This window comes from Bradyrhizobium sp. USDA 4538, assembly GCF_024171045.1.
Classification (GTDB): Bacteria; Pseudomonadota; Alphaproteobacteria; order Rhizobiales; family Xanthobacteraceae; genus Bradyrhizobium; species Bradyrhizobium australafricanum.
In genome coordinates this window covers 4304881-4323550 of record NZ_JALJZE010000001.1, presented here as the reverse complement: position 1 = coordinate 4323550, position 18670 = coordinate 4304881, and the positions used below count along the sequence as shown (strand labels likewise).

21 protein-coding genes are annotated in these 18670 nt (G+C 65.9%); 11 read left to right on the top strand and 10 right to left on the bottom strand.

Features of this window, described 5'->3' with window-relative positions:
* Positions 1-40: 40 nt before the first annotated feature.
* On the top strand, positions 41-535 hold the full coding sequence (locus J2R78_RS19415; protein WP_253606224.1) for a VOC family protein: 495 nt from the start codon (positions 41-43) through the stop codon (positions 533-535).
* 153 nt (positions 536-688) lie between these two features.
* Here the strand turns inward: J2R78_RS19415 and J2R78_RS19410 are convergent, their stop codons facing one another.
* The 3 genes from J2R78_RS19410 to J2R78_RS19400 form a co-directional block, all read right to left on the bottom strand.
* Positions 689-1852 carry an IS4 family transposase gene (locus J2R78_RS19410; protein ID WP_057015126.1) on the bottom strand — a complete coding sequence of 388 codons (1164 nt, stop codon included), beginning with the start codon at positions 1850-1852 and terminating at the stop codon, positions 689-691.
* Between the two features lie 341 nt (positions 1853-2193).
* Positions 2194-2697 carry a DUF2938 domain-containing protein gene (locus J2R78_RS19405; protein WP_253606222.1) on the bottom strand — a complete coding sequence of 168 codons (504 nt, stop codon included), beginning with the start codon at positions 2695-2697 and terminating at the stop codon, positions 2194-2196.
* Complete coding sequence (locus J2R78_RS19400) at positions 2690-3553, bottom strand: class I SAM-dependent methyltransferase (protein WP_253606220.1); 864 nt, start codon at positions 3551-3553, stop codon at positions 2690-2692. Before J2R78_RS19400 ends, J2R78_RS19405 begins: the two co-directional genes overlap by 8 nt.
* An 82-nt stretch (positions 3554-3635) precedes the next feature.
* Between J2R78_RS19400 and J2R78_RS19395 the strand changes: the two genes are divergently transcribed.
* A complete protein-coding gene (locus J2R78_RS19395; protein WP_057019001.1) occupies positions 3636-4070 on the top strand; it encodes a helix-turn-helix domain-containing protein in 435 nt (144 codons plus the stop codon).
* Between the two features lie 180 nt (positions 4071-4250).
* On the opposite strand, the gene J2R78_RS19390 is transcribed toward J2R78_RS19395, so the two are convergent.
* The 3 genes from J2R78_RS19390 to J2R78_RS19380 all read right to left on the bottom strand — a co-directional run bounded on the left by J2R78_RS19390 (position 4251) and on the right by J2R78_RS19380 (position 7678).
* Positions 4251-5465: an MFS transporter gene (locus tag J2R78_RS19390; protein ID WP_253606218.1), complete on the bottom strand. Its 1215-nt coding sequence runs from the start codon at positions 5463-5465 to the stop codon at positions 4251-4253.
* Positions 5466-5637: 172 nt separating this feature from the next.
* Complete coding sequence (locus J2R78_RS19385) at positions 5638-6882, bottom strand: MFS transporter (RefSeq protein ID WP_076834898.1); 1245 nt, start codon at positions 6880-6882, stop codon at positions 5638-5640.
* A gap of 304 nt (positions 6883-7186) precedes the next feature.
* Positions 7187-7678: a type II toxin-antitoxin system HicB family antitoxin gene (locus J2R78_RS19380; protein WP_225162000.1), complete on the bottom strand. Its 492-nt coding sequence runs from the start codon at positions 7676-7678 to the stop codon at positions 7187-7189.
* An 86-nt stretch (positions 7679-7764) separates the two neighbouring features.
* Between J2R78_RS19380 and J2R78_RS19375 the strand changes: the two genes are divergently transcribed.
* Entirely contained in the window at positions 7765-8637 is an 873-nt protein-coding gene (locus J2R78_RS19375) for a protein-L-isoaspartate O-methyltransferase (protein ID WP_253606216.1), read from the top strand.
* Positions 8638-8643: 6 nt separating this feature from the next.
* Here J2R78_RS19375 and J2R78_RS19370 read toward each other — a convergent pair whose 3' ends face one another.
* Positions 8644-9318 carry a DUF938 domain-containing protein gene (locus tag J2R78_RS19370; RefSeq protein ID WP_253606213.1) on the bottom strand — a complete coding sequence of 225 codons (675 nt, stop codon included), beginning with the start codon at positions 9316-9318 and terminating at the stop codon, positions 8644-8646.
* Positions 9319-9583: 265 nt separating this feature from the next.
* Here J2R78_RS19370 and soxX point away from each other — a divergent pair, with 265 nt between their 5' ends.
* From soxX to J2R78_RS19330, 8 genes are all read left to right on the top strand, one after another.
* Entirely contained in the window at positions 9584-9874 is a 291-nt protein-coding gene (gene soxX, locus J2R78_RS19365) for a sulfur oxidation c-type cytochrome SoxX (RefSeq protein ID WP_253609862.1), read from the top strand.
* A 34-nt stretch (positions 9875-9908) separates the two neighbouring features.
* Complete coding sequence (gene soxY / locus J2R78_RS19360) at positions 9909-10403, top strand: thiosulfate oxidation carrier protein SoxY (RefSeq protein ID WP_168859289.1); 495 nt, start codon at positions 9909-9911, stop codon at positions 10401-10403.
* 70 nt (positions 10404-10473) lie between these two features.
* Entirely contained in the window at positions 10474-10785 is a 312-nt protein-coding gene (gene soxZ, locus J2R78_RS19355) for a thiosulfate oxidation carrier complex protein SoxZ (RefSeq protein WP_057021236.1), read from the top strand.
* Positions 10782-11705 carry a sulfur oxidation c-type cytochrome SoxA gene (gene soxA / locus J2R78_RS19350; RefSeq protein WP_375167045.1) on the top strand — a complete coding sequence of 308 codons (924 nt, stop codon included), beginning with the start codon at positions 10782-10784 and terminating at the stop codon, positions 11703-11705. The genes soxZ and soxA overlap by 4 nt, the downstream gene beginning before the upstream one ends.
* Entirely contained in the window at positions 11702-12016 is a 315-nt protein-coding gene (locus J2R78_RS19345; RefSeq protein WP_253606211.1) for a hypothetical protein, read from the top strand. Before soxA ends, J2R78_RS19345 begins: the two co-directional genes overlap by 4 nt.
* A 34-nt stretch (positions 12017-12050) precedes the next feature.
* On the top strand, positions 12051-13799 hold the full coding sequence (gene soxB, locus J2R78_RS19340) for a thiosulfohydrolase SoxB (protein ID WP_253609860.1): 1749 nt from the start codon (positions 12051-12053) through the stop codon (positions 13797-13799).
* A complete protein-coding gene (locus J2R78_RS19335) occupies positions 13796-14251 on the top strand; it encodes a hypothetical protein (RefSeq protein ID WP_253606209.1) in 456 nt (151 codons plus the stop codon). Before soxB ends, J2R78_RS19335 begins: the two co-directional genes overlap by 4 nt.
* A gap of 339 nt (positions 14252-14590) precedes the next feature.
* Positions 14591-15634, top strand: a complete 1044-nt coding sequence (locus tag J2R78_RS19330) for an MBL fold metallo-hydrolase (RefSeq protein ID WP_253606207.1) — start codon at positions 14591-14593, stop codon at positions 15632-15634.
* Between the two features lie 88 nt (positions 15635-15722).
* On the opposite strand, the gene J2R78_RS19325 is transcribed toward J2R78_RS19330, so the two are convergent.
* From J2R78_RS19325 to J2R78_RS19315, 3 genes are all read right to left on the bottom strand, one after another.
* Positions 15723-16538: an ABC transporter substrate-binding protein gene (locus J2R78_RS19325; RefSeq protein WP_253609859.1), complete on the bottom strand. Its 816-nt coding sequence runs from the start codon at positions 16536-16538 to the stop codon at positions 15723-15725.
* 206 nt (positions 16539-16744) lie between these two features.
* On the bottom strand, positions 16745-17518 hold the full coding sequence (locus J2R78_RS19320; protein WP_253606205.1) for an ABC transporter ATP-binding protein: 774 nt from the start codon (positions 17516-17518) through the stop codon (positions 16745-16747).
* Positions 17515-18558 (bottom strand): iron ABC transporter permease, encoded by a 1044-nt coding sequence (locus J2R78_RS19315; RefSeq protein ID WP_253606204.1) that lies wholly within the window; start codon positions 18556-18558, stop codon positions 17515-17517. The genes J2R78_RS19320 and J2R78_RS19315 overlap by 4 nt, the downstream gene beginning before the upstream one ends.
* Positions 18559-18670 lie beyond the last annotated feature (112 nt).

Genomic DNA, 18670 nt, shown 5'->3' with positions numbered 1-18670 from the left:
CCCCTGATGGCAGGGGCATTGACGTCAACGGAGTCCGCTCATGCCAGAGAGTCCCCCCATCATCGCGGGCACCCGAATCGGACATGTCCACCTCAAGGTGGCCGATCTCGAACGCGCGCTCGGCTTCTATTGCGGCGTGCTCGGCTTCGAGCTGCAGCAGCGGCTGGGCACGGACGCGGCCTTCATCTCGGCCGGCGGCTATCACCACCACATCGGCCTCAACACCTGGGAAAGCAAGGGCGGCCATCCGCCGCCGCCGGGCACCACGGGCCTGTTCCACACCGCCATCCTCTATCCCACCCGCCCGGCGCTCGCCGATGCGCTGCACAGGGTGCTGTCGGCCGGCATCCAGCTCGACGGCGCCAGCGACCACGGCGTCAGCCAGGCGCTTTACCTGCGCGATCCCGACGAGAACGGCGTCGAGCTCTATTGGGATCGCCCCGAGGCCGAATGGCCGCGCAGCACGGACGGCAAGCTCGCGATGTTCACGCGACGGCTGGACCTGGACGACCTGCTGAAGCAGCGTGCGACGTAATTCCGCAAGGCGATAATCTCGTAGCCCGGATGAAGCGCAGCGAAATCCGGGGTTCGCTCCATGAGGTAATACTGCTCCCGGATTACGCTTCGCTCCATCCGGGCTACGAGTGCTTTCCCCTTCCCCCTGAAAGGCAGGGGTGTCCGGGGAAATTCAGGCATAGCGGAGCTCCATCTGGTCAGGTGAGATGGTTGATTTCCGACGGCTGGGGTTGATGGGCGGAGGTTTGTCGATGGCAGCGAGGGATCGACGCGTGAGCAGGAGCTGGCCGACGAGTTCGGCGAACCTGAGCGGGAGCATTTTGATGCAGTTGGTGTGAGCGGCGATGCGCAGCAGCAGGTAGGCAATCATCGCAGCGAGCACCTGAAGGCGGATCGCGTTGTCGTTGGCGCCGAGGAACTTGCGAATATCGAGATGCTGCTTGATCCAGCGGAACAGCAGCTCGATTTGCCATCGGCTCTTGTAGAGGGCGGCGATCTCGACGGCGCTACGGGCAAGGTCGTTGGTCAGGAGTGTGATCTTGCCGCCTTTCTCGCGTCTGATCTTGATGCGGCGGAGCGGGATTGGAAGGCGCGAATCGCCCTTGCTGGTGAGCTTCACCTCGTCATCGGCAAGGATTTCGAAGCCATCCCCGTTACGCTTGCGGATGGCGCGATGCCTGAGCGAGCGAAGACGGATGCTCGTCTTCGCCCGGGTAACGAAGAAAGCCTTGCTATCATTGATCTTCTGCCACCAGTCGAAACGGCAATAGCCCTTGTCAAACACATAGGTGGTGGCGGGCTGGATTGGGGTCTGTCGGCCGATCTCGATGTCATTGACGTTCGCGGCCGTCATCTCGACGCAGGTCGGGACATCGCTCCTTGGGTCGTAGACGACATGCAGCTTCATGCCGCGGATGCGGCCGTTCCACGTCGCCCAACTGCAGACCTTGCCGAGCGGGATCGGACTGGCGTCGATCAGACGCACCATCTCCATGCCTTCACTCCGCAGCTGGCGACGCGCCATCGCCGACAGCGCCGCAAAGGTTTGCGCGAAAATGCCGATCGGACGGCGGGCATTGGCATCGGACAACGTCGAGCGCGACAGCTTGCCGGTTCCCAAGTGATAGTGATGCTGCGAATTGGCGTTGAAGCCAGTCACCACCCCGCGCAGACTGCTGTTGCCGCTAAGCTGGGCATAGATCAGCGCCACCAGATGATCCCAGCTCCTGAACGACTTGTCGTAGGCATCCCCGTCCAGACGATCCACAACCGTCTGAAACTGCCGTCGATTGATCGGTTCAAGCAGCCTTCCAAAAATGCTACCGCGATATCGCATGCTCGGCCCTCTGTGTCTCGACAACCAGAAAAGACCGATTTGCCTCGGTCCTGCCGAGCATGCACCGCGACACAGTGAATCATTCCCCGGACACCCCTGCCTGAAAGGGGGAAGGTCGGGATGGGGGTTAGCCGCGGGCTCTGCTGCAAATGGAGAGAGCAGATCCCCACCCGCTTTGCTCTGCGAGCAAAGCGACCTCCCCTTTCCAAGGGGAGGTGAAGAGGTAGCTCGGATGGAGCCAACGGGTCGCGCGAACGCGCGCCCGATGACAGGCTCCGCGAAATCCGGGGTTCGCGCCGTAAGGTGATGTTGTCCCCGGATTGCGCTTCGCTTCATCCGGGCTACGGGTTCAGGAACGGGTGCACGAGCCAGCCGGCCACATATAGCCCAAAGCCGAACACCGTGTGCGTGACGAGGCTCTGCAGCCGCGCCGCCCATGGATGGGGCGTGCGGCTCGCGGCGATGCCGGCGCCCATCGCGGGCTGCATCACCAGGAACGGCGCGGCCACGCTGCCGATCCCGACCATCAGGGCCGGAGCGATGGTGGGCTGCCGCATCCAATCGAGGCCGACGATCGCAAGCAGCACGCCGGCAAAGCCGATCCCGATCAGATAATGCGCGGCCCATCCTATGACCCGTTCGCCCGCGATCTGCGGTGACGCGGCGATGCGGTCGTGGCGCAGGCGGGCGGATACGAGATGGCCGAGCCAGCGGCCGACCAGGGCATAGTCCAGCGACGGGATGCCAAGGAGGCGCGTGCGGACCATCCCCCAGATGTCCATCACGACGGTCGCGCCGGTCCCGATCAGCACCGCGCTCGCCACAAACTCCGCGGCTTCAACCATGTGCGGTCTCCGCCGGCGCCCGTGCCGCGACCATCCAGCACGCCGCGGTGAAGCGAATGTCGTTGCCGTGGATGTAACGATCGAAGGCACCGCACACGGTCTCGATCACTTGCGTGCGGCGCGGCTCCTCCATCGCCTGCAGCATCGTCCCGACCGGGCCGAGCCAACTCACATAGCGGGTCAGCTCCGATGCCGGAAAGCTGAGCGCGACATCGACCGGGTCGACCGCGATCGCGTCCCAGCCGCTATCCTCCAGGATAGTTTCGACCCGCTTCCGGTCGGCAAAGCCGAACTGCCCCGGCGCATCGGGACGCCGCGCCGGAAGATCCGGCAGCAACGGCTTCGCCGCCTGTTCCGCCGTCGTCATGAACGGGTTCTCGGCGGCGCCGCGCCAGGCGATGAAGCGGAGCGCAGCACCCGGCCGCGCGGCGCGGCGCAGATTGGCGAAAGCCTGCACCGGATCGGCAAAGAACATCACGCCGAGGCGCGAGATGATCATGTCGAAGCTCGCGGGCGCGAACGGATAGGTCTGCGCGTCGGCGCAGATGAAGCTGACCGGCCGCCCTTCCTGCTCCGCGCGGGCGCGCGCCGCCGCGATCATCGGCTCGGAAATGTCGATGCCGGTGCAATGCCCTTGACGGCCGAGCACGCGGGCCACAGCGAAAGTCGTGGCGCCCGTGCCGCAACCGATATCGAGCACCCGGCTTGCCGCGGCATCGGACACCGCCTGAACGAGCAGCTCTTCAAGCGGCCTGAACATCCCTTCCAGCACCTCGCGCGTCTCGACCCAGGCGCGGCCGGCGGCGCCGTTCCAGAGTTTGACCTGCTCGTCGTCGACTTGCGCTGCGACACCCATGATTCTCGTCCTTGTTGATGCTTGCCTTACGCAAGCGATAGGCTGGATACTGCCAGTTCAAGTGAACTTGAGGTCAAGGGCCATGCGGGACATCGATATCGCGGAGGTGGCGGAGCTATCGGGCGTGCGCGCCTCGACCTTGCGCTTCTACGAGGAGAAAGGTCTGATCGCCTCGCATGGCCGGCGCGGGCTGCGCCGCCTGTTCGATCCGGCCGTGCTCGACCGGCTGGCGCTGATCGCGCTCGGGCGCGCCTCCGGCTTCTCGCTCGACGAGATCGCAAGGATGTTCGCGCCCGATGGAAGACCGCGCATCGACCGGAAAATGCTTTCTGCCAAGGCCGACGAGCTCGACCGCACCATCCGCAGGCTCAACGCGATGCGCGACGGCCTGCGCCACGCCGCCGTCTGCCCGGCTCCGAGCCACATGGAATGCCCGACCTTCCGCCGCCTGCTGCGGGTCGCGGCGGCCGGCAAGATCGGCGAGAAGAAGGCGCGGAAGTCACGCCGCAAGTCGTAGAACGTAGCCCGGATGAGGGAAGCGATATCCGGGGACAGGTCTTTATTCCCCTTCCCCCTGAAAGGGGGAAGGTCGGGATGGGGGTCAGCCGCAGGCGATGTTGCAAGCGGAGAGAGCAGATCCCCACTCGCTTTGCTCTGTGAGCAAAGCGACCTCCCCTTTTCAAGGGGAGGTGGAAAGCTACTTCCCTTTCGCCATGATCGTCGCCGCCGCGATCAGCTCCAGGCCAATGCAGCCGTAGAACGGCAGCGAATAGCTGCCGGAGAGGTCGTGCAGCAGCCCGACCACGCCGGGGCCGAAGGCGTAGGTGATCTGGTTGATCGCGGTGATCAGGCTGACCAGCACGCCGAACGCACGCGGATCGAACTCGCGCTGCACGATCAGCGCCGGCAGCGTGATCAGATTGCCGACCGAGAAGCCGAACAGCGCGCAGGCCGCGATCTGCGCCACGTCATTGTGCACATTGATGATGACGGCGAGCGCGGCCGCCTGGCTGACAAAAGACAGCGCCGATGCCAGCCGCTGGTTGAGCCGATCGATCACGAAGGAGAACGAGACGCGGCCGACCACGGCCATCGCGGTCAAGAGCGCCATCGCCACCGTCGCGCGCTCGCGGCCGATCACCTGATCAAGATAGGCGATCAGATGCACGATGAAGCCGACCTGGGCAAACAGCACCAGCGCGAAGGCAATCGAGACCGAGAGGAAGCGGATGTCGCGCAGCGCCCGGCTGCGCACCTGCGTTGCCGACGGCGCGTCGGCCGCGGCGGCCGTGACCGCGTGCAGATGCACCGGCGGTTGCCCGACGAAGATCAGGATGACAGGCACCATCACCACGATCAGCAGCACCGCGGCCGCGATCATCGCGCCGGAGAAGCCGAAAGCGCCGATCCCCGCCACCAGCAGCGGAACGCCGACGATGCCGCCGAAGCTCGCGCCGTTCAGCGCCAGGCTGATCGCCATGCCGCGCTTCTTGTCGAACCACAGGCCGAGCGTGTTGGTGATGATGCCGAGGCTGGTGCCGGCCCAGCCGAACGCCAACAGCGCATCGGCAAGATAGAGCTGCCAGGGCTCGCGTACCTCGCCGATCGCAACCGCCGCTATCGCCATCGCGAAGGTGCCGGCGATCAGGCAGCTGCGCGCGCCGAACGCCTTGATCGCCTCGCTGACGAAGGCGACCAACGCGGCGCCGAACAGATAGAAGAAGGTCGTGCCCGACGAGATCAGCGATGCCGGCCAGCCGTGCAGCCGCTGCAGCTCGGCGACATAGACGCTCTGGCCGTAGAAGCCCAATCCCCAGCCGAAGGTCGCAAGCAGGAAGCAGACGACGACGATGCGCCAGCCTTCGTAGCCAAGCGAGGATTCATCAGGCAGCGTGGCTGAGGATGCGTCCATTTCTTGCTCTTGCTTCTCACATCGTCATGGCCGGACCAACCCGATCCCATGATGTGAACAGCGTTGCAAGCGGATCATTTCGAAGCTGATCGAAGTGTCAGCAAATGGCAGCAGCATGGTCCGGAAAAGTGCGAAGCGGTTTTCCGAACAGACCATGGTCAAACGACAAGCTTTAAATGCTGGGATCCGGGATTTCTTCCACCGCGCGCAATTTCGCGCGTCGCTTGGCGAATGAAGCGAACGAGAGCACGGCAAGGCCGAGCAGCACAGGCGGGAACACCACCCAGTTGACGGCATTCCAGCCGTAATGCGCGAGCAGTTGGCCCGACGAGAACGAACCGATCGCCATCATGCCGAACACGAGGAAATCGTTGAACGCCTGCACCTTGTTGCGTTCCTGCGGCCGGTGCGTTTCCAGCACCAGCGCCGAAGCGCCAACGAACGCAAAATTCCAGCCGATCCCGAGCACGAACAGCGTCGCCCAGAAGTGCGGCGCAGTGACGCCTGACAGTCCGATCATCGCGGCGACCGCCTCGAGCGCCAGCCCGAGCGCAACGATGACGGGCGCGCCGAACCGCGCGATCAAGGAGCCCGTGAAGAAGCTCGGGCCGTACATCGCAACGATGTGCCACTGAATGCCGAAATTGGAATCGCTGACCGACAGCCCGCACATCTTCATGGCGAGCGGCGCCGAGGTCATCACCAGATTCATCATCGGATAGGCGATCACGCCGCACAGCGCCGCGGCAATGAAGCGCGGCTGCTTTGCGATCTCGAGCAGCGGGCGGCCGCCATGCAGGTCCGCCGCCGCAGGCTTCGGCGCGTCGACGCCCGAGAGCACCGCCATCGCCACCAGCGCGACCAGCGCCTGCATCACGAAGGAGAACGCGAACAGATAGGGCGGCCAGATGTCCATGGTCCATTGCACGAGCTGCGGCCCGAGCACGCCGGCGAACACGCCGCCGGCCATCACCCAGGACACCGCCTTGGGCCGGAACGCGACACTGGCGCCATCGGCCGCAGCAAATCGGTAGGACTGCGCGACGGCGCCGTAGAGCCCGCCGAGGAAGGTCGCGCCGCAGAACAGCCAGAACGATGAATGCAGGATCGCCCAGGCGCCGAGCGCGCCGGTGAGCGTGCCGCAGAAGGTGCCGATGATGAAGGCGACGCGTCGTCCGTAGGCGCGCGAGATCGCGCCGGTCGGCAGCGTGCCGGCGGCAAGCCCGAGCACATACATCGAGAGCGGCACCGTCGCGAGCGAGACGTCGGGTGCCAGCGTCGCGCCGACGATCGAGCCGGTGGCGAAGATCACGGCCGAATTGGCACCGGTCAGCGCCTGCGCCGCCGCAAGCCGCCACACATTGCTGCGCGCCCGCGCGTCGTCGCTCGCCTCATCCGCAGCTGTCACGTCAATCATCGGTGGTCCCGCCTCGAAGCCCCGGCGGGAGCCCCCAATCGGGCGCACTATGGAGAGCGGGTCGAAGCCGATCAACCGGCGCAAACGGACGTACGCCATGCAGGAGGCGCACGAGGGGATCGCTTGCTCTCACAGAGCGACGTCACAGCAGCCCGGCACTTCTATCAGTACCGTCATCCTGAGGAGCGCGTAGCGCGTCTCGAAGGATGCACGGCCAACAGCCGGACCGTCGACCCTTCGAGACGGCCGCTCTGCGGCCTCCTCAGGGTGACGGTGAGAGAGCTGTCGCTCGATGATCGATCGCCTACCGCGCCGGCTTCTTGCCAGGCCGCTTCTCGGCGCGCAGCGCGCCGGTCTTGTGCACCTTGGAGCGCGGCCCGACGAGGTGCGGCTTGTGAACGTGCCATTCAAGCGCAAGCGTCGCGGCGAAACCGAAAAAGCTCGAGCGGCTCATGCCGAGTCCGGCGGCATGCTTGTCGATCCGTGTGATCAGGCTCTTCGGCAAATAGACGTTGACGCGCTCGGACGGGTCGGGCGGATCGACGCCGACCATGAAGAAGGCGGCGACGTCGGAGCCCTTCGGCGGCACGATGCGCTCGATCGGGGTCGGCTCCGGCAATGGCTTGCCCTGCTCGACCCAGCCGTCGACGGTCTGCGCCAGCGTCTGCTCGGCGCGCTCGATCGCGTCTTCCTGCGATCGTCCCGCGGCGACGCAGCCGGGAAAGTCCGGAAACCACGCCCCGAACGCGCCGCGCGGACCGCGCTCCAGCACGGCCGGATAAAGCCGTCTCTTCATTCTGGCCTCCGTCGCCGCAGTATGCTATTTCACACACCTCGGTGTGTCAAATCACACAACACGCGACATCGTGGGAGCGCGCGGCAATGGACCCGCAAGCCGAACTCCGCATCGTCCGCGCGGCCTATGCCAAGCAGATCCTGGCCGCCGCCAACACCATCAATCCGCGGCTGACGGAGGCCTTCGCCGCCATTCGCCGCGAGGACTTCGTCGGCCCGGGACCATGGATGATGCTGCGCTGGTGGAGCCGCGACTATGCGCCGACGCCCGATGCCGACCCGGTTTATCTCTACACCAACGATCTCGTCGCCTTGCGACCCGAGCGACGTCTCAACAACGGCCAGCCGTCACTGCATGCCTATCTCATGCACCAGGCCGCACCCACCGCCGGCGAGCACGTGGTGCATATCGGTACGGGCACGGGGTACTACACCGCGATCCTCGCGCATCTGGTCGGACCGTCCGGCCGCGTGACCGGCATCGAATACGATCCGGACCTTGCGGCAGACGCTCGCGCCAATCTCGCCGCTTGCGCAAATGTCGAGATCATCCAGGGCGACGGCACACAGGTCGCGTTCGAGTCCGCCGACGTGATCTATGTCAACGCCGGCTGCACCCGGCCTGTCGCGCGATGGCTCGACGGGCTCGCCGCCAGCGGCCGCCTGATCCTGCCGCTGACTTCGGATGAGGGATTCAAGGGCGGCGCGCCGGAGCAGGTGGCGCGATCCGGCGCCGTGTTCCGGATCCGGCGCGAGGAGGCAGCGTACCAGGCGGACTGGATATCACCGGTCGCGATCATTCCCTGCGACGGCGGCCGGGACGAGACGTCCGAAAAAACGCTCGCCGAAGCCTTCGCCCGCGGCGGCTGGCAGAAAGTGACGCGGCTCTATCGCGACGCCGGGATCCCCGATGAACGTTGCTGGCTGCGTGGGCCAGGCTGGTGCCTGGCTTACGATTGAGCGCGGCTACTTGCGGGCAAAGACCAAAATCATGTTGTTGGCCGGCATCTCGAAGCTGCCGGCGAGCTTGAGCCCGACGCGCTCCGCAAGCGTCTCGAGATCGGCGATATCGCGCACCCCCCACTCGGCGTCGCGCTCGCGCAGCGACGTGTCGAACACGGCATTGCTGAGCGCGGTGTGCTTGCCGCCGCGCTTGAACGGGCCGTAGAGCAACAGCCGGCCGTCGGCGCGCAGGTGCCGCGCGGCGCCGGCGAACAGGCCCTCGGCCACGCGCCACGGCGCGATGTGGATCACATTGGCGCAGAAGATCGCGAGCAGTTTGTCCGGACCTTTGCCGTCCGGCGGCGCCGGCGACCAAGCCGGGTCGGACAGATCAATCGGCTGCGGCGGCCGGATGTTGGCAAGGCCCGCATGCGCGCGCCAGGCCTCGATGCTGCGCAGGTGCGCCGCATGGAGATCGCTCGGCCACCAAGTGATGTCGGGCGCCTGACCGGCGAAAGAGACGACATGCTGGCCGGTGCCGCTGCCGGCTTCCAGCACGTCGCCGGATTGGCCGGCGAGGTAGTCCTTCAGGACGGTCCAGATCGGCTGATGGTTGCGATGGAACGCCGGCGCATCGAGCCGCCCGTCCGCCTCGACCGGCCGGCCGTCCTTGCCGAACTCCGCCACGAATTCTGCCACCGCGCTTCTCCCTACGCCTCAGCCGCATCTCAACCGCACAAACATGACAGGCGGAAGGCGCAGGACATGCGCTCCAGTGCCGGACTGCCCCTGTGGCATTAACCCCGTCGCAGCGCGCCTATTCTCCGTGTTGCCAGCCGATGGCCTTTGTGCTTTCCACTCTTTATATTGCGTTGGGATCATCGAGATTGAAGCCCGGGAAACGTCCTTGATCGCCACTTTCTCCAAGCCAGCCTTCGTCCTGGCGCTGCTGGCAAGCACCGCCATGGCCGCGCCCGCCAAGGCCCAATCCGCCGCCGAGGGACAGAAGCTCGCCTTCGACCGCGGCAAGGGCAATTGCCTGACCTGCCACGTCATCAAGGGCGGCGACCTGCCCGGCACGATCGGCCCCGAGCTGAGCGGCCTGAAGGCCAAATACAGCCGTGACGAGCTGATCGCGATCGTGACCGACGAAACCAAGCGCAATCCGCAGACGGTGATGCCGCCGTTCGGCCGAAACCGGATTTTGAGCGAGAAGGAAATCGACGCGGTGGTGGACTTCCTGCAGACGCTGTGACGCCGCGACCGTCGCTTGAGGAGATTTTTTTTCGATGAACATCACGACCACCGAATTTTTCAAAGCGCGCCGCATGGTGCTGAAGGGCGCCGGCATCGCCGCGCTGATCGGCCTCGGGGGCATTCCGTTCGACGTGCCGCAGGCGCTCGCCGCCGCCAACGACAAATATCCCGAAGACGCATTCAAGCAGAAGAACGAGGCCGACGCGATCAAGGCGCTCTATGGCAAGACCGCCGAGCCGTCGGACAAGATCAAGATGGATGCGCCGGAGATCGCCGAGAACGGCGCGGTGGTGCCGATCTCCGCCACCACGACGCTGGCCGACGTCACCTCGATCTCGTTTCTGGTGAGCGAGAATCCGATCTCGCTGGTCGCCTCATACAGGATTCCGGCCGGCACGCTGCCGACCGTCTCCAACCGCATCAAGATGGCGAAGACCAGCAACGTCACCGCGATCGTCGAGGCCGGCGGCAAGCTCTACAGCGCCAAAAAGGAAATCAAGGTCACCGTCGGCGGCTGCGGCGGCTGAGTACGCATGATCCGGAAAAGTGGGAACCGGTTTTCCGACAAGATCATGCGCAAACAATAGGGATAATCAGATGGCATCGAGCATTCGCGTGCGCGCCACGTCAAACGGCGACACCACCGAGGTGCAGGCGCTGATCCAGCATCCGATGGATTCCGGCTTCGTCAAGGACGCCAAGGGCGAGATCATTCCGCCGCATTTCATCCAGCAGCTCACCTTCGAATATGACGGCAAGCCGGTGTTCGTCGCCGACTGGGGCGGCGGCGTCTCCAAGGACCCCTATGTCAAGTTCGCCTTCAAGGGCGGCAAGAAGGGCGACGATCTGAAGGTCAGCTGGGTCGACAACAAGGGCGCGACCGACACCGCCACGGCGAAGATTCAATGACGCGGCGCCTCGCAATCCGTGCTCTAGAGCGTTTTCGAGCGAAGTGGACGCCGGTTCGCGTGAAGAAAACGCGTCAAAGCAAAAATCTAATTGCAACGTTCGCGCTCGGCGTGCTGACGCTCGCGCCGGCCGCGCGCGCAGCCGACACCGTCGATCCCGCCGCCGACAAGGCGGCGTTCCAGAAATTCTTCACCAGCAAATTCCCCAAGCTGAAGCTCGAGGATTTCGTCAACGGTCCCTATTCGATGAATGAGGATCTGCGCAGGCAGTGGGAGGAGAAGGAGCAGTTTCCGCCCTACGAGTTCTCGCTCGAAGCCGGCAAGGAGATGTTCGCGACGCCGTTCAAGAACGGCAAGACCTACGCCGACTGCTTCCCGAACAAGGGCATCGGTATCCGCCAGAACTATCCCTATTTCGACGAGAAGGAAGGCAAGGTCGTCACGCTCGAGCTCGCGCTCAACCGCTGCCGCGAAACCAATGGCGAGGCGCCGTTTTCCTATGTGAAGGACGACATGGCGGCGCTCACCGCCTACATGGCCTTCACCTCGCGCGGCAAGCCGATGGACATCAAGATCCCGAACGATCCGCGCGCGCTCGAGGCCTATCAGAAGGGCAAGGAGTATTTCTACACCCGCCGCGGCCAGCTCAATTTCTCCTGCGCAACCTGCCACATCCAGAGCCCGGGCGAGCGGATCCGCGCCGAGGTGCTGGCGCCGGCGCTCGGCATCCTGAACGCGATGCCGATCTACCGCTCGGAATGGAGCGGCATGGGGACGACCAGCCGCCGCTTCACCACCTGCAACAGCCAGATCCGCGGCGTGCCGCTCAATCCGCAGGACGACGAGTACCGCAACCTCGAATACTATCTGTCCTATGTCAGCAACGGGCTGCCGATTTCGGGTCCGGGAGCACGGCCATGAGCGCGGCCATCAAAACTGTCCTCGCAGCATCAGCCCTGCTGATCGCAGCGGCGACCGGCGCCCTCGCCGCCTCCGAGGCCGACTACAAGGCCGCCTACGCCGCCGCCGAAGCCGCCAACAAGGAAGCAGGCAGCCTGCGCAACCAGTGGACCACCACCGCCTCGACACTATCTGCCGCAAAAAAGGCCGGTGAGGCTGGTGATTTCGACACCGCAGTCGCCAGGGCCAAGGAGGCCGAGGCACTGGCAAAGGCCTCGATCTTCCAGGCCACCAGCGAGAAGGAACGCTGGAAGGACATGGAAGTTCGTTAAGAGCGCGCAGGCCAGGGGCCGCGCGGAGAGAATGATGATCATCCGCCGCCGGGAATTCCTGAAAGCTGCGGCCGCCGCAACGCTGACGGCCGGTCTGCCCCGCCTTGCGCGCAGCGCCGACACCGCCAGCGTCTACGACCTCGAGCGGTTCGGCAACGCGCGCATCCTGCACATGACCGACACGCATGCGCAGCTGAAGCCGGTGTTCTTCCGCGAGCCCGGCGTCAATCTCGGCGTCGGCGCGATGGCCGGCCAGCCGCCGCACCTCGTCGGCAAGGCCTTCCTCGACCGCTTCGGCATCCGGCCCGACAGCGCCGACGCCTATGCCTTCACCTGCGTCGAATTCGAGAAGGCCGCCGGCCGCTTCGGCCGGCTCGGCGGCTTCGCCCACCTGAAGACGCTGGTCGACAAGCTGCGCGCCGATGTCGGCGAAAAGCGTTCGATCCTGCTCGACGGCGGCGACCTTTGGCAGGGCTCGGCGCTCGCCAACGCCATGAACGGCGCCGACATGGTGGAGGCCGCCAATCTGCTCGGCATCGAGGCGATGACAGGGCACTGGGAATTCACCTATGGCGAGCAGGTGCTGCGCGACAACCTCTCCCGCTTCAAGGGCGAGTTCCTGGCGCAGAACGTGTTCCTGACCGAGGAAGCCGCGTTCAACGACGCCAAGGCGTTCGACCCGGCTTCGGGGCGGGTGTTCAAGCCGTCCTTCGTCAAGGAGATCGGCGGCCATCGCGTCGCTATCATCGGCCAGGCCTTCCCCTACGTGCCGATCGCCCATCCGAAGCGCTTCACGCCGGACTGGAAGTTCGGCATCCGCGACGAGGAGCTGCAGAAGCTCGTCGACGGCCATCGCAACAACGACAAGGTCGAGGCGGTGATCCTGCTGTCGCATAACGGCATGGACGTCGACCTCAAGCTCGCCAGCCGCGTCACCGGCATCGACGTCATTCTCGGCGGCCACACCCACGACGCGATCCCGATCCCGATCACGGTAACCAATGCCGGCGGCGTCACGCTGGTGACCAATGCCGGCTCCAACGGCAAGTTCATCGGCGTGCTCGATCTCGATCTTGCCAAGGGCAAGGTCGCCAACGTCCGCTACCGGCTGCTGCCGGTGTTCGCCGAATTGCTGAAGCCCGATCCTGCGATGCAGACGCTGATCGACAAGATGCGCGATCCGCATGTCGACGAATGGAACACCAAGCTGGCCTCGGCCGACCGGCTGCTCTACCGCCGCGGCAATTTCTCCGGCACCGTCGACCAGTTGATCTGCGATGCGCTGCTGAACGAGCTCGACGCCGAGATCGCGCTGTCGCCGGGCTTCCGCTGGGGCATCACCACGCTCGCCGGCCAGCCGCTGACCATGGAAGACGTGCTGTCGGAAACCGCGATCACCTATCCGGAGACCTACGTCGCCAAGATGACGGGCAGCCAGATCAAGGATGTGCTGGAAGACGTCTGCGACAATCTGTTCAACGTCGATCCCTATTATCAGCAGGGCGGCGACATGGTTCGCGTCGGCGGCCTCGCCTACACCTGCACGCCGGCCGAGACTGTCGGCAAGCGCATTTCCGAGCTGAAGTTGGGCAACGGCAAGCACCTCGAAGCCGGCAAGCACTACAAGGTCGCAGGCTGGGCCTCGGTCAACCAGCAGAGCGGCGCGCCGATCTGGGATGTCGTCGCCAGGCATCTGCGCTCCGGCCGGCCGCCGAACCGCGACGAACCCGGCGTGACGCTGAAAGGCGTCGAGGACAACCCGGGCATCGCGAGGCACGGATGACGCGCCGCGCGCTGATCGCGGCATTCGGCCTTGCTGCGCTCGCGCTGGCGACGCCGCTCGCGCGTGCCCAGCAGGCGCCGTTGCAGGACAAGCCGTTCGCCGAGCACAAGGTCGTGCTGCAGCTCTCCGACAACGATCCGAGGAAGCAAGGCCTCGTCATCAGCGTCGCCAACAATCTGATGAAGCATTACGACCCCGACAAGGTCGCGGTCGAGATCGTCGCCTTCGGCCCGGGCATCGACCTGCTCAAGCCCGACAACCCGAACCGCAAGCTGGTCGAGAGCCTGATCGCGCAGGGCGCGCGGGTCGACATCTGCCTCAACACCGTCGACACGATCGAACGCGACAGCGGCAAGCGGCCGGACTACATCGCCGCCGCCACCCCCGTGCAGGTCGGCGTCGCACAGATCTTGCTGCTCACCGAGAATGGATACACGCTGGTCCGGCCGTAACGGCCCCGTCGTCATTGCGAGCCAACGGGTCGCGCGAACGCGCGCCCGCGGGAGCAGGGCTGGAGTTACGTGCGGCCGTAACTTCGTCTCTTCCACGACCTCGATGCATATCCCGTCATCCTGAGGCGCGAGCGGAGCGAGCCTCGAAGGATGCACGGCCCAGATGCCTTGTCCCATTCGCGGAAAGACCCGGGCCGTCCACCCTTCGAGACGCGCGCAAGAGCGCGCTCCTCAGGGTGACGGGATCCGGCTGGGGTGGGGATGGATTTGCTTTGAACGGACCCTATCTATGGAATAATATCCTCCATGTGACTCGGCCCGGAGAATAGGTAAGCCGTCATGATCTTTCGCCAGCTCTTCGACAGCGTATCCGGAACCTACAGCTATCTGCTCGCGAGCCGCGCCGGCGGCGAGGCACTGATCCTCGATCCGGTGCTGGAGAAGGCCGACCGCTACTGCAAGCTGCTGCAGGAACTCGACCTCAGGCTGGTCAAGGCCGTCGATACGCACCTGCATGCCGATCACGTCACCGGCCTCGGCGAGCTGCGCGACCGCACGCAGTGCATCACCATCATGGGCGAGCAGAGCAAGGCCGACGTGGTGTCGATGCGAGTCTCCGACGGCGACAAGGTGACGATCGAGGGCCTCTGCCTCGAGGCGCTGTACACGCCCGGCCACACCGACGATTCCTACAGCTATCTGATGGGCGACCGCGTCTTCACCGGCGACACGCTGCTGATCCGCGGCACCGGCCGCACCGACTTCCAGAACGGCAGCGCGCGGGCGCAGTACGATTCGATCTTCAACCGCCTGCTGAAGCTGCCGGAGGAGACCATGGTGTTCCCCGCGCATGACTACAAGGGCGACACCGTCTCCACCATCGGCGAGGAGAAGCGCTACAATCCGCGGCTGCAGGTCAAATCGATCGACGACTATGTCGAGCTGATGAACAACCTCAATTTGCCGAACCCGAAGCTGATGGACGTCGTGGTGCCCGCCAACATGCATGTCGGCCTGCACCAGGACGAACTCGCCAAGGAGGGCCTCTCCCTCAGCGCGCGCGACGCCATCGCGAGCCTCGGCCGGCCCGATATCCTTCTGGTCGATTTGCGCGAGAGCGCCGAGCGGGCCAAGCACGGCACGCTCGCGGGCGCGCTGCACGCGCCCTATCCGGGGATTTGCGCCACCCTGCAGCCCGGCGGCATGCTGCGCGAGGTCGCGGCCGCAACCGGCCGCCGCGTCGTGTTCTTCTGCGCCTTCGGCGAGCGCTCGGCGATGGCGGTGGCCGCCGCGAAGAAGGCGGGACTGGCCAACACCGCGCATATCGATGGCGGCATCGACGCCTGGAAGAAGGCCGGCGGGCCGGTGGTGATAACTCCGTAGCCCGGATGAAGCGCAGCGCAATCCGGGATCAGCCCATCCGCGGATTGAGTGGCCCCGGATTGCGCTTCGCTTCATCCGGGCTACAAGGCTACCGCGTCACCCGCTTCAGCTCTTCCGTCAGCCGATCCAGCGCATCCGCCAGCATCACGCCGCCGCACACCGTGAGCCGCTCCGGCAGCACGATGCGCTTGCTTTGCGGATAGAAGCGCTCCAGCGCCGGATGCAGCAGGAAGGCGCGGCCGTCATCCTCGGCGCGGTCGCCGGCTTCCGACACCAGGATGAAATCCGGCCGCAGTTTTACGATCGCCTCCAGCGAAGCAAACCCGCCTGCGCCGACGCCAAGTTCGCCGGCGGCGTTGGAGAGACCGGTTGCCGCCAGCAGCGAGCTGACCAGGCTGCCGTCGCCGGGCACAAAGCCACGCCGCTCCAGCGGCAACACGCGGTAGTGATGCGCGCTCGCCGCAGCGCGCGCCCGGGCGGTGGCCGCATCGAGGCGCGCGATCTCGGCCTCTGCGCGATCGGGATGCTGCACCACATCGCCCATCGCGCGGATCTGGTTCTTCACCTCGTCCAGCGTGCGCGGCACCGTGAATTCGACGAGGTGCAGCCCGTGGGCCTTCAACAGATCACGGGTCGCGCGCTTGTCGAACAGGCTGACCACGACGAGGTCGGGCTTGAGCAGCAGCACGTCCTCGGCCTCGCCGGACAGGCGCGGAAAGTTTCGCGCCTTCTCCGCGGCCCAGGATTGCCAGTCATCGCGCGAGAAGCGGCTGAGGCCGATGATCTGGTCCGGGTCGGCCAGCGACAGCACGAGCTGGTCGCTGCAGACATTCATCGAGACGATGCGCGGTCCGGCGGCGAACGCGGCGCCGGCGGAAATAAGCCACAGCAGTATCGCGACCACCGCACCAAGATGAAGCGAAGCGAGATGGCTGCCACGCTGAAGGTGCGCCCCCTCTCCCGCTTGCGGGAGAGGGTTGGGGTCGGGGTCGTGCCGCAATGAACGCTCTTTGAGTGGAGAGAGCCCCCACCCGCTGCGCTCTTCGCGCGCAGCGACCTCCCCCGCAAGCGGGAGAGGTGAACTGAGCTCGTGGTGAGGCCGTGGCCACATCACACGTCCGCCCACGGCACGATGACGACCTCGCGCTGAAATTCGGCACGATAGGCGCTGATGCGGAACACGCTGGCGAGGACGCTCTCCGACAATGCCTCGACGGGCGCGCCCTGCGCGGCCAGCCGCCCCTCCGCGAGCACCAGCACGTGATCGGCAAAGCGCGCGGCGAGTCCCAGGTCATGCGTCACCACGATGACCAGCACGCCGGTGTCGGCAACGTTGCGCAGCTTCTGCATCACGTCGATCTGGTGGCGCGGATCGAGCGAGGCCGTCGGCTCGTCGGCGAGGATCACGGGCGCCTCCACCGCGAGCACCCGGGCCAGTGCGACGCGGCTGCGCTCGCCGCCGGAGAGTTCGGTGACGCGGCGATCGCTGAACTCAGCGACGTCGACCGCCTGCATCGCGCGCAGCACCGCCTCCACATCCGTCTGCGACAGCCGCGCCGGATCGGTCGCACCGTGCGGATAGCGGCCGAGCGCGACGATATCGCGTGCCGGCAGCGGCCAGTGCACCATGTGGCCCTGCGGCAGATAGGCGAAACGTTTCGCGCGCTCGCGCAGCGGCAGCGACGCCAGCGCATCGCCGCCGATCCGGATCTCGCCGCCCGACGGGATCAGCCCGGCCAGCGCGCGCAGCAGCGTGGTCTTGCCGGCGCCGTTCGGCCCGACCAGCGCGACTAGATGGCCCGATGGCAACGACAGGGAGACATCGTGCAGCACCTTGCGGCTGCCGAGCGAGGCATTGAGCGCGGCAGCCGAGAGCAGCGTCATGCCACGCCTCCGCCGAGCGCGCGGCGTTCGCGCATGATCAGATAGAGGAAGAACGGCACGCCGATGATCGAGGTCAGCACGCCGACCTTGATGTCTGAGGTCGAGGGAATGATGCGCACCGCGATGTCGGCGGCGAGCAGCAGCGCCGAGCCGGTGAGCGCGCTCGGCACCAAGAGCCGCGCCGGATCGTGACCGATCACGGGACGCATCAGATGCGGCGCGACGAGGCCGATGAAACCGATCGTGCCGGTGACTGCGACCGCGCCGCCGACGCCGAGCGCCACGCCCGTGATCACGAAGAGCCGCAACCGCCCGACGTCGACGCCGAGGCTCTGCGCCGCCTCCTCGCCAAGCGTCAGCGCGCGGAAGGCGCTCGCCTGGCTGAGCAGGATGGCGGCGCCTGCGATAATGAAGGGCAGCGCCAGCGCGACGTGCTGGAAGCTGCGGTCTTCCAGCGAGCCGAGCAGCCAGAACGCGATCTCCAGCACCACGAACGGATTGCTCGAGAGATTCATCACCAGCGCGGTCGCGGCTCCCGCAAAGCTCGAGATCGCGAGCCCGGCGAGGATCAGGATCAACAGCCCGGCATTGCGGCCGGCGATCGCAAGCAGCGCGAACACCGAGCCGAACGCGGCGATGATCGCCACCACCGGCAGCGCGTAGGAGCGCACATCGGCGAGGCCCAGCGCGATCACCAGCACCGCGCCGAAGGCGGCCGATTGCGGCGCGCCGAACAGCGACGGCGAGGCCAGCGGGTTGCGCAGCAACCCTTGCAGCGCCGCGCCTGACAGCCCAAGAATACCGCCGATCGCGAATGCCAGGATGGTGCGCGGCAGGCGGATCTCGCGCACGATCACCTGCGCCACATCGCTGCCGCCGCCGAACAGCGCCTCGATCACCGCGAGCGGCGACAGCCGCACCGGCCCGATGCCGAGCGAGATCACCAGCAGCAGCAGCACAAGCGCGAGCAGCGCCGCGGTGGCGCCCCACCGGCGCCGCGCCGCGACCTCGGCCGCCAAGGCAAAATCCTGCACGCTCATCGGATCCATGCTCTTACAGCGATCGTCGTGGCAGACAAGCGACACTCGACAAAAACCGTGGCCGCACGGCCATTGCCCGACTTCCGCCGGATTGACTTTGCTACCCGGCCGA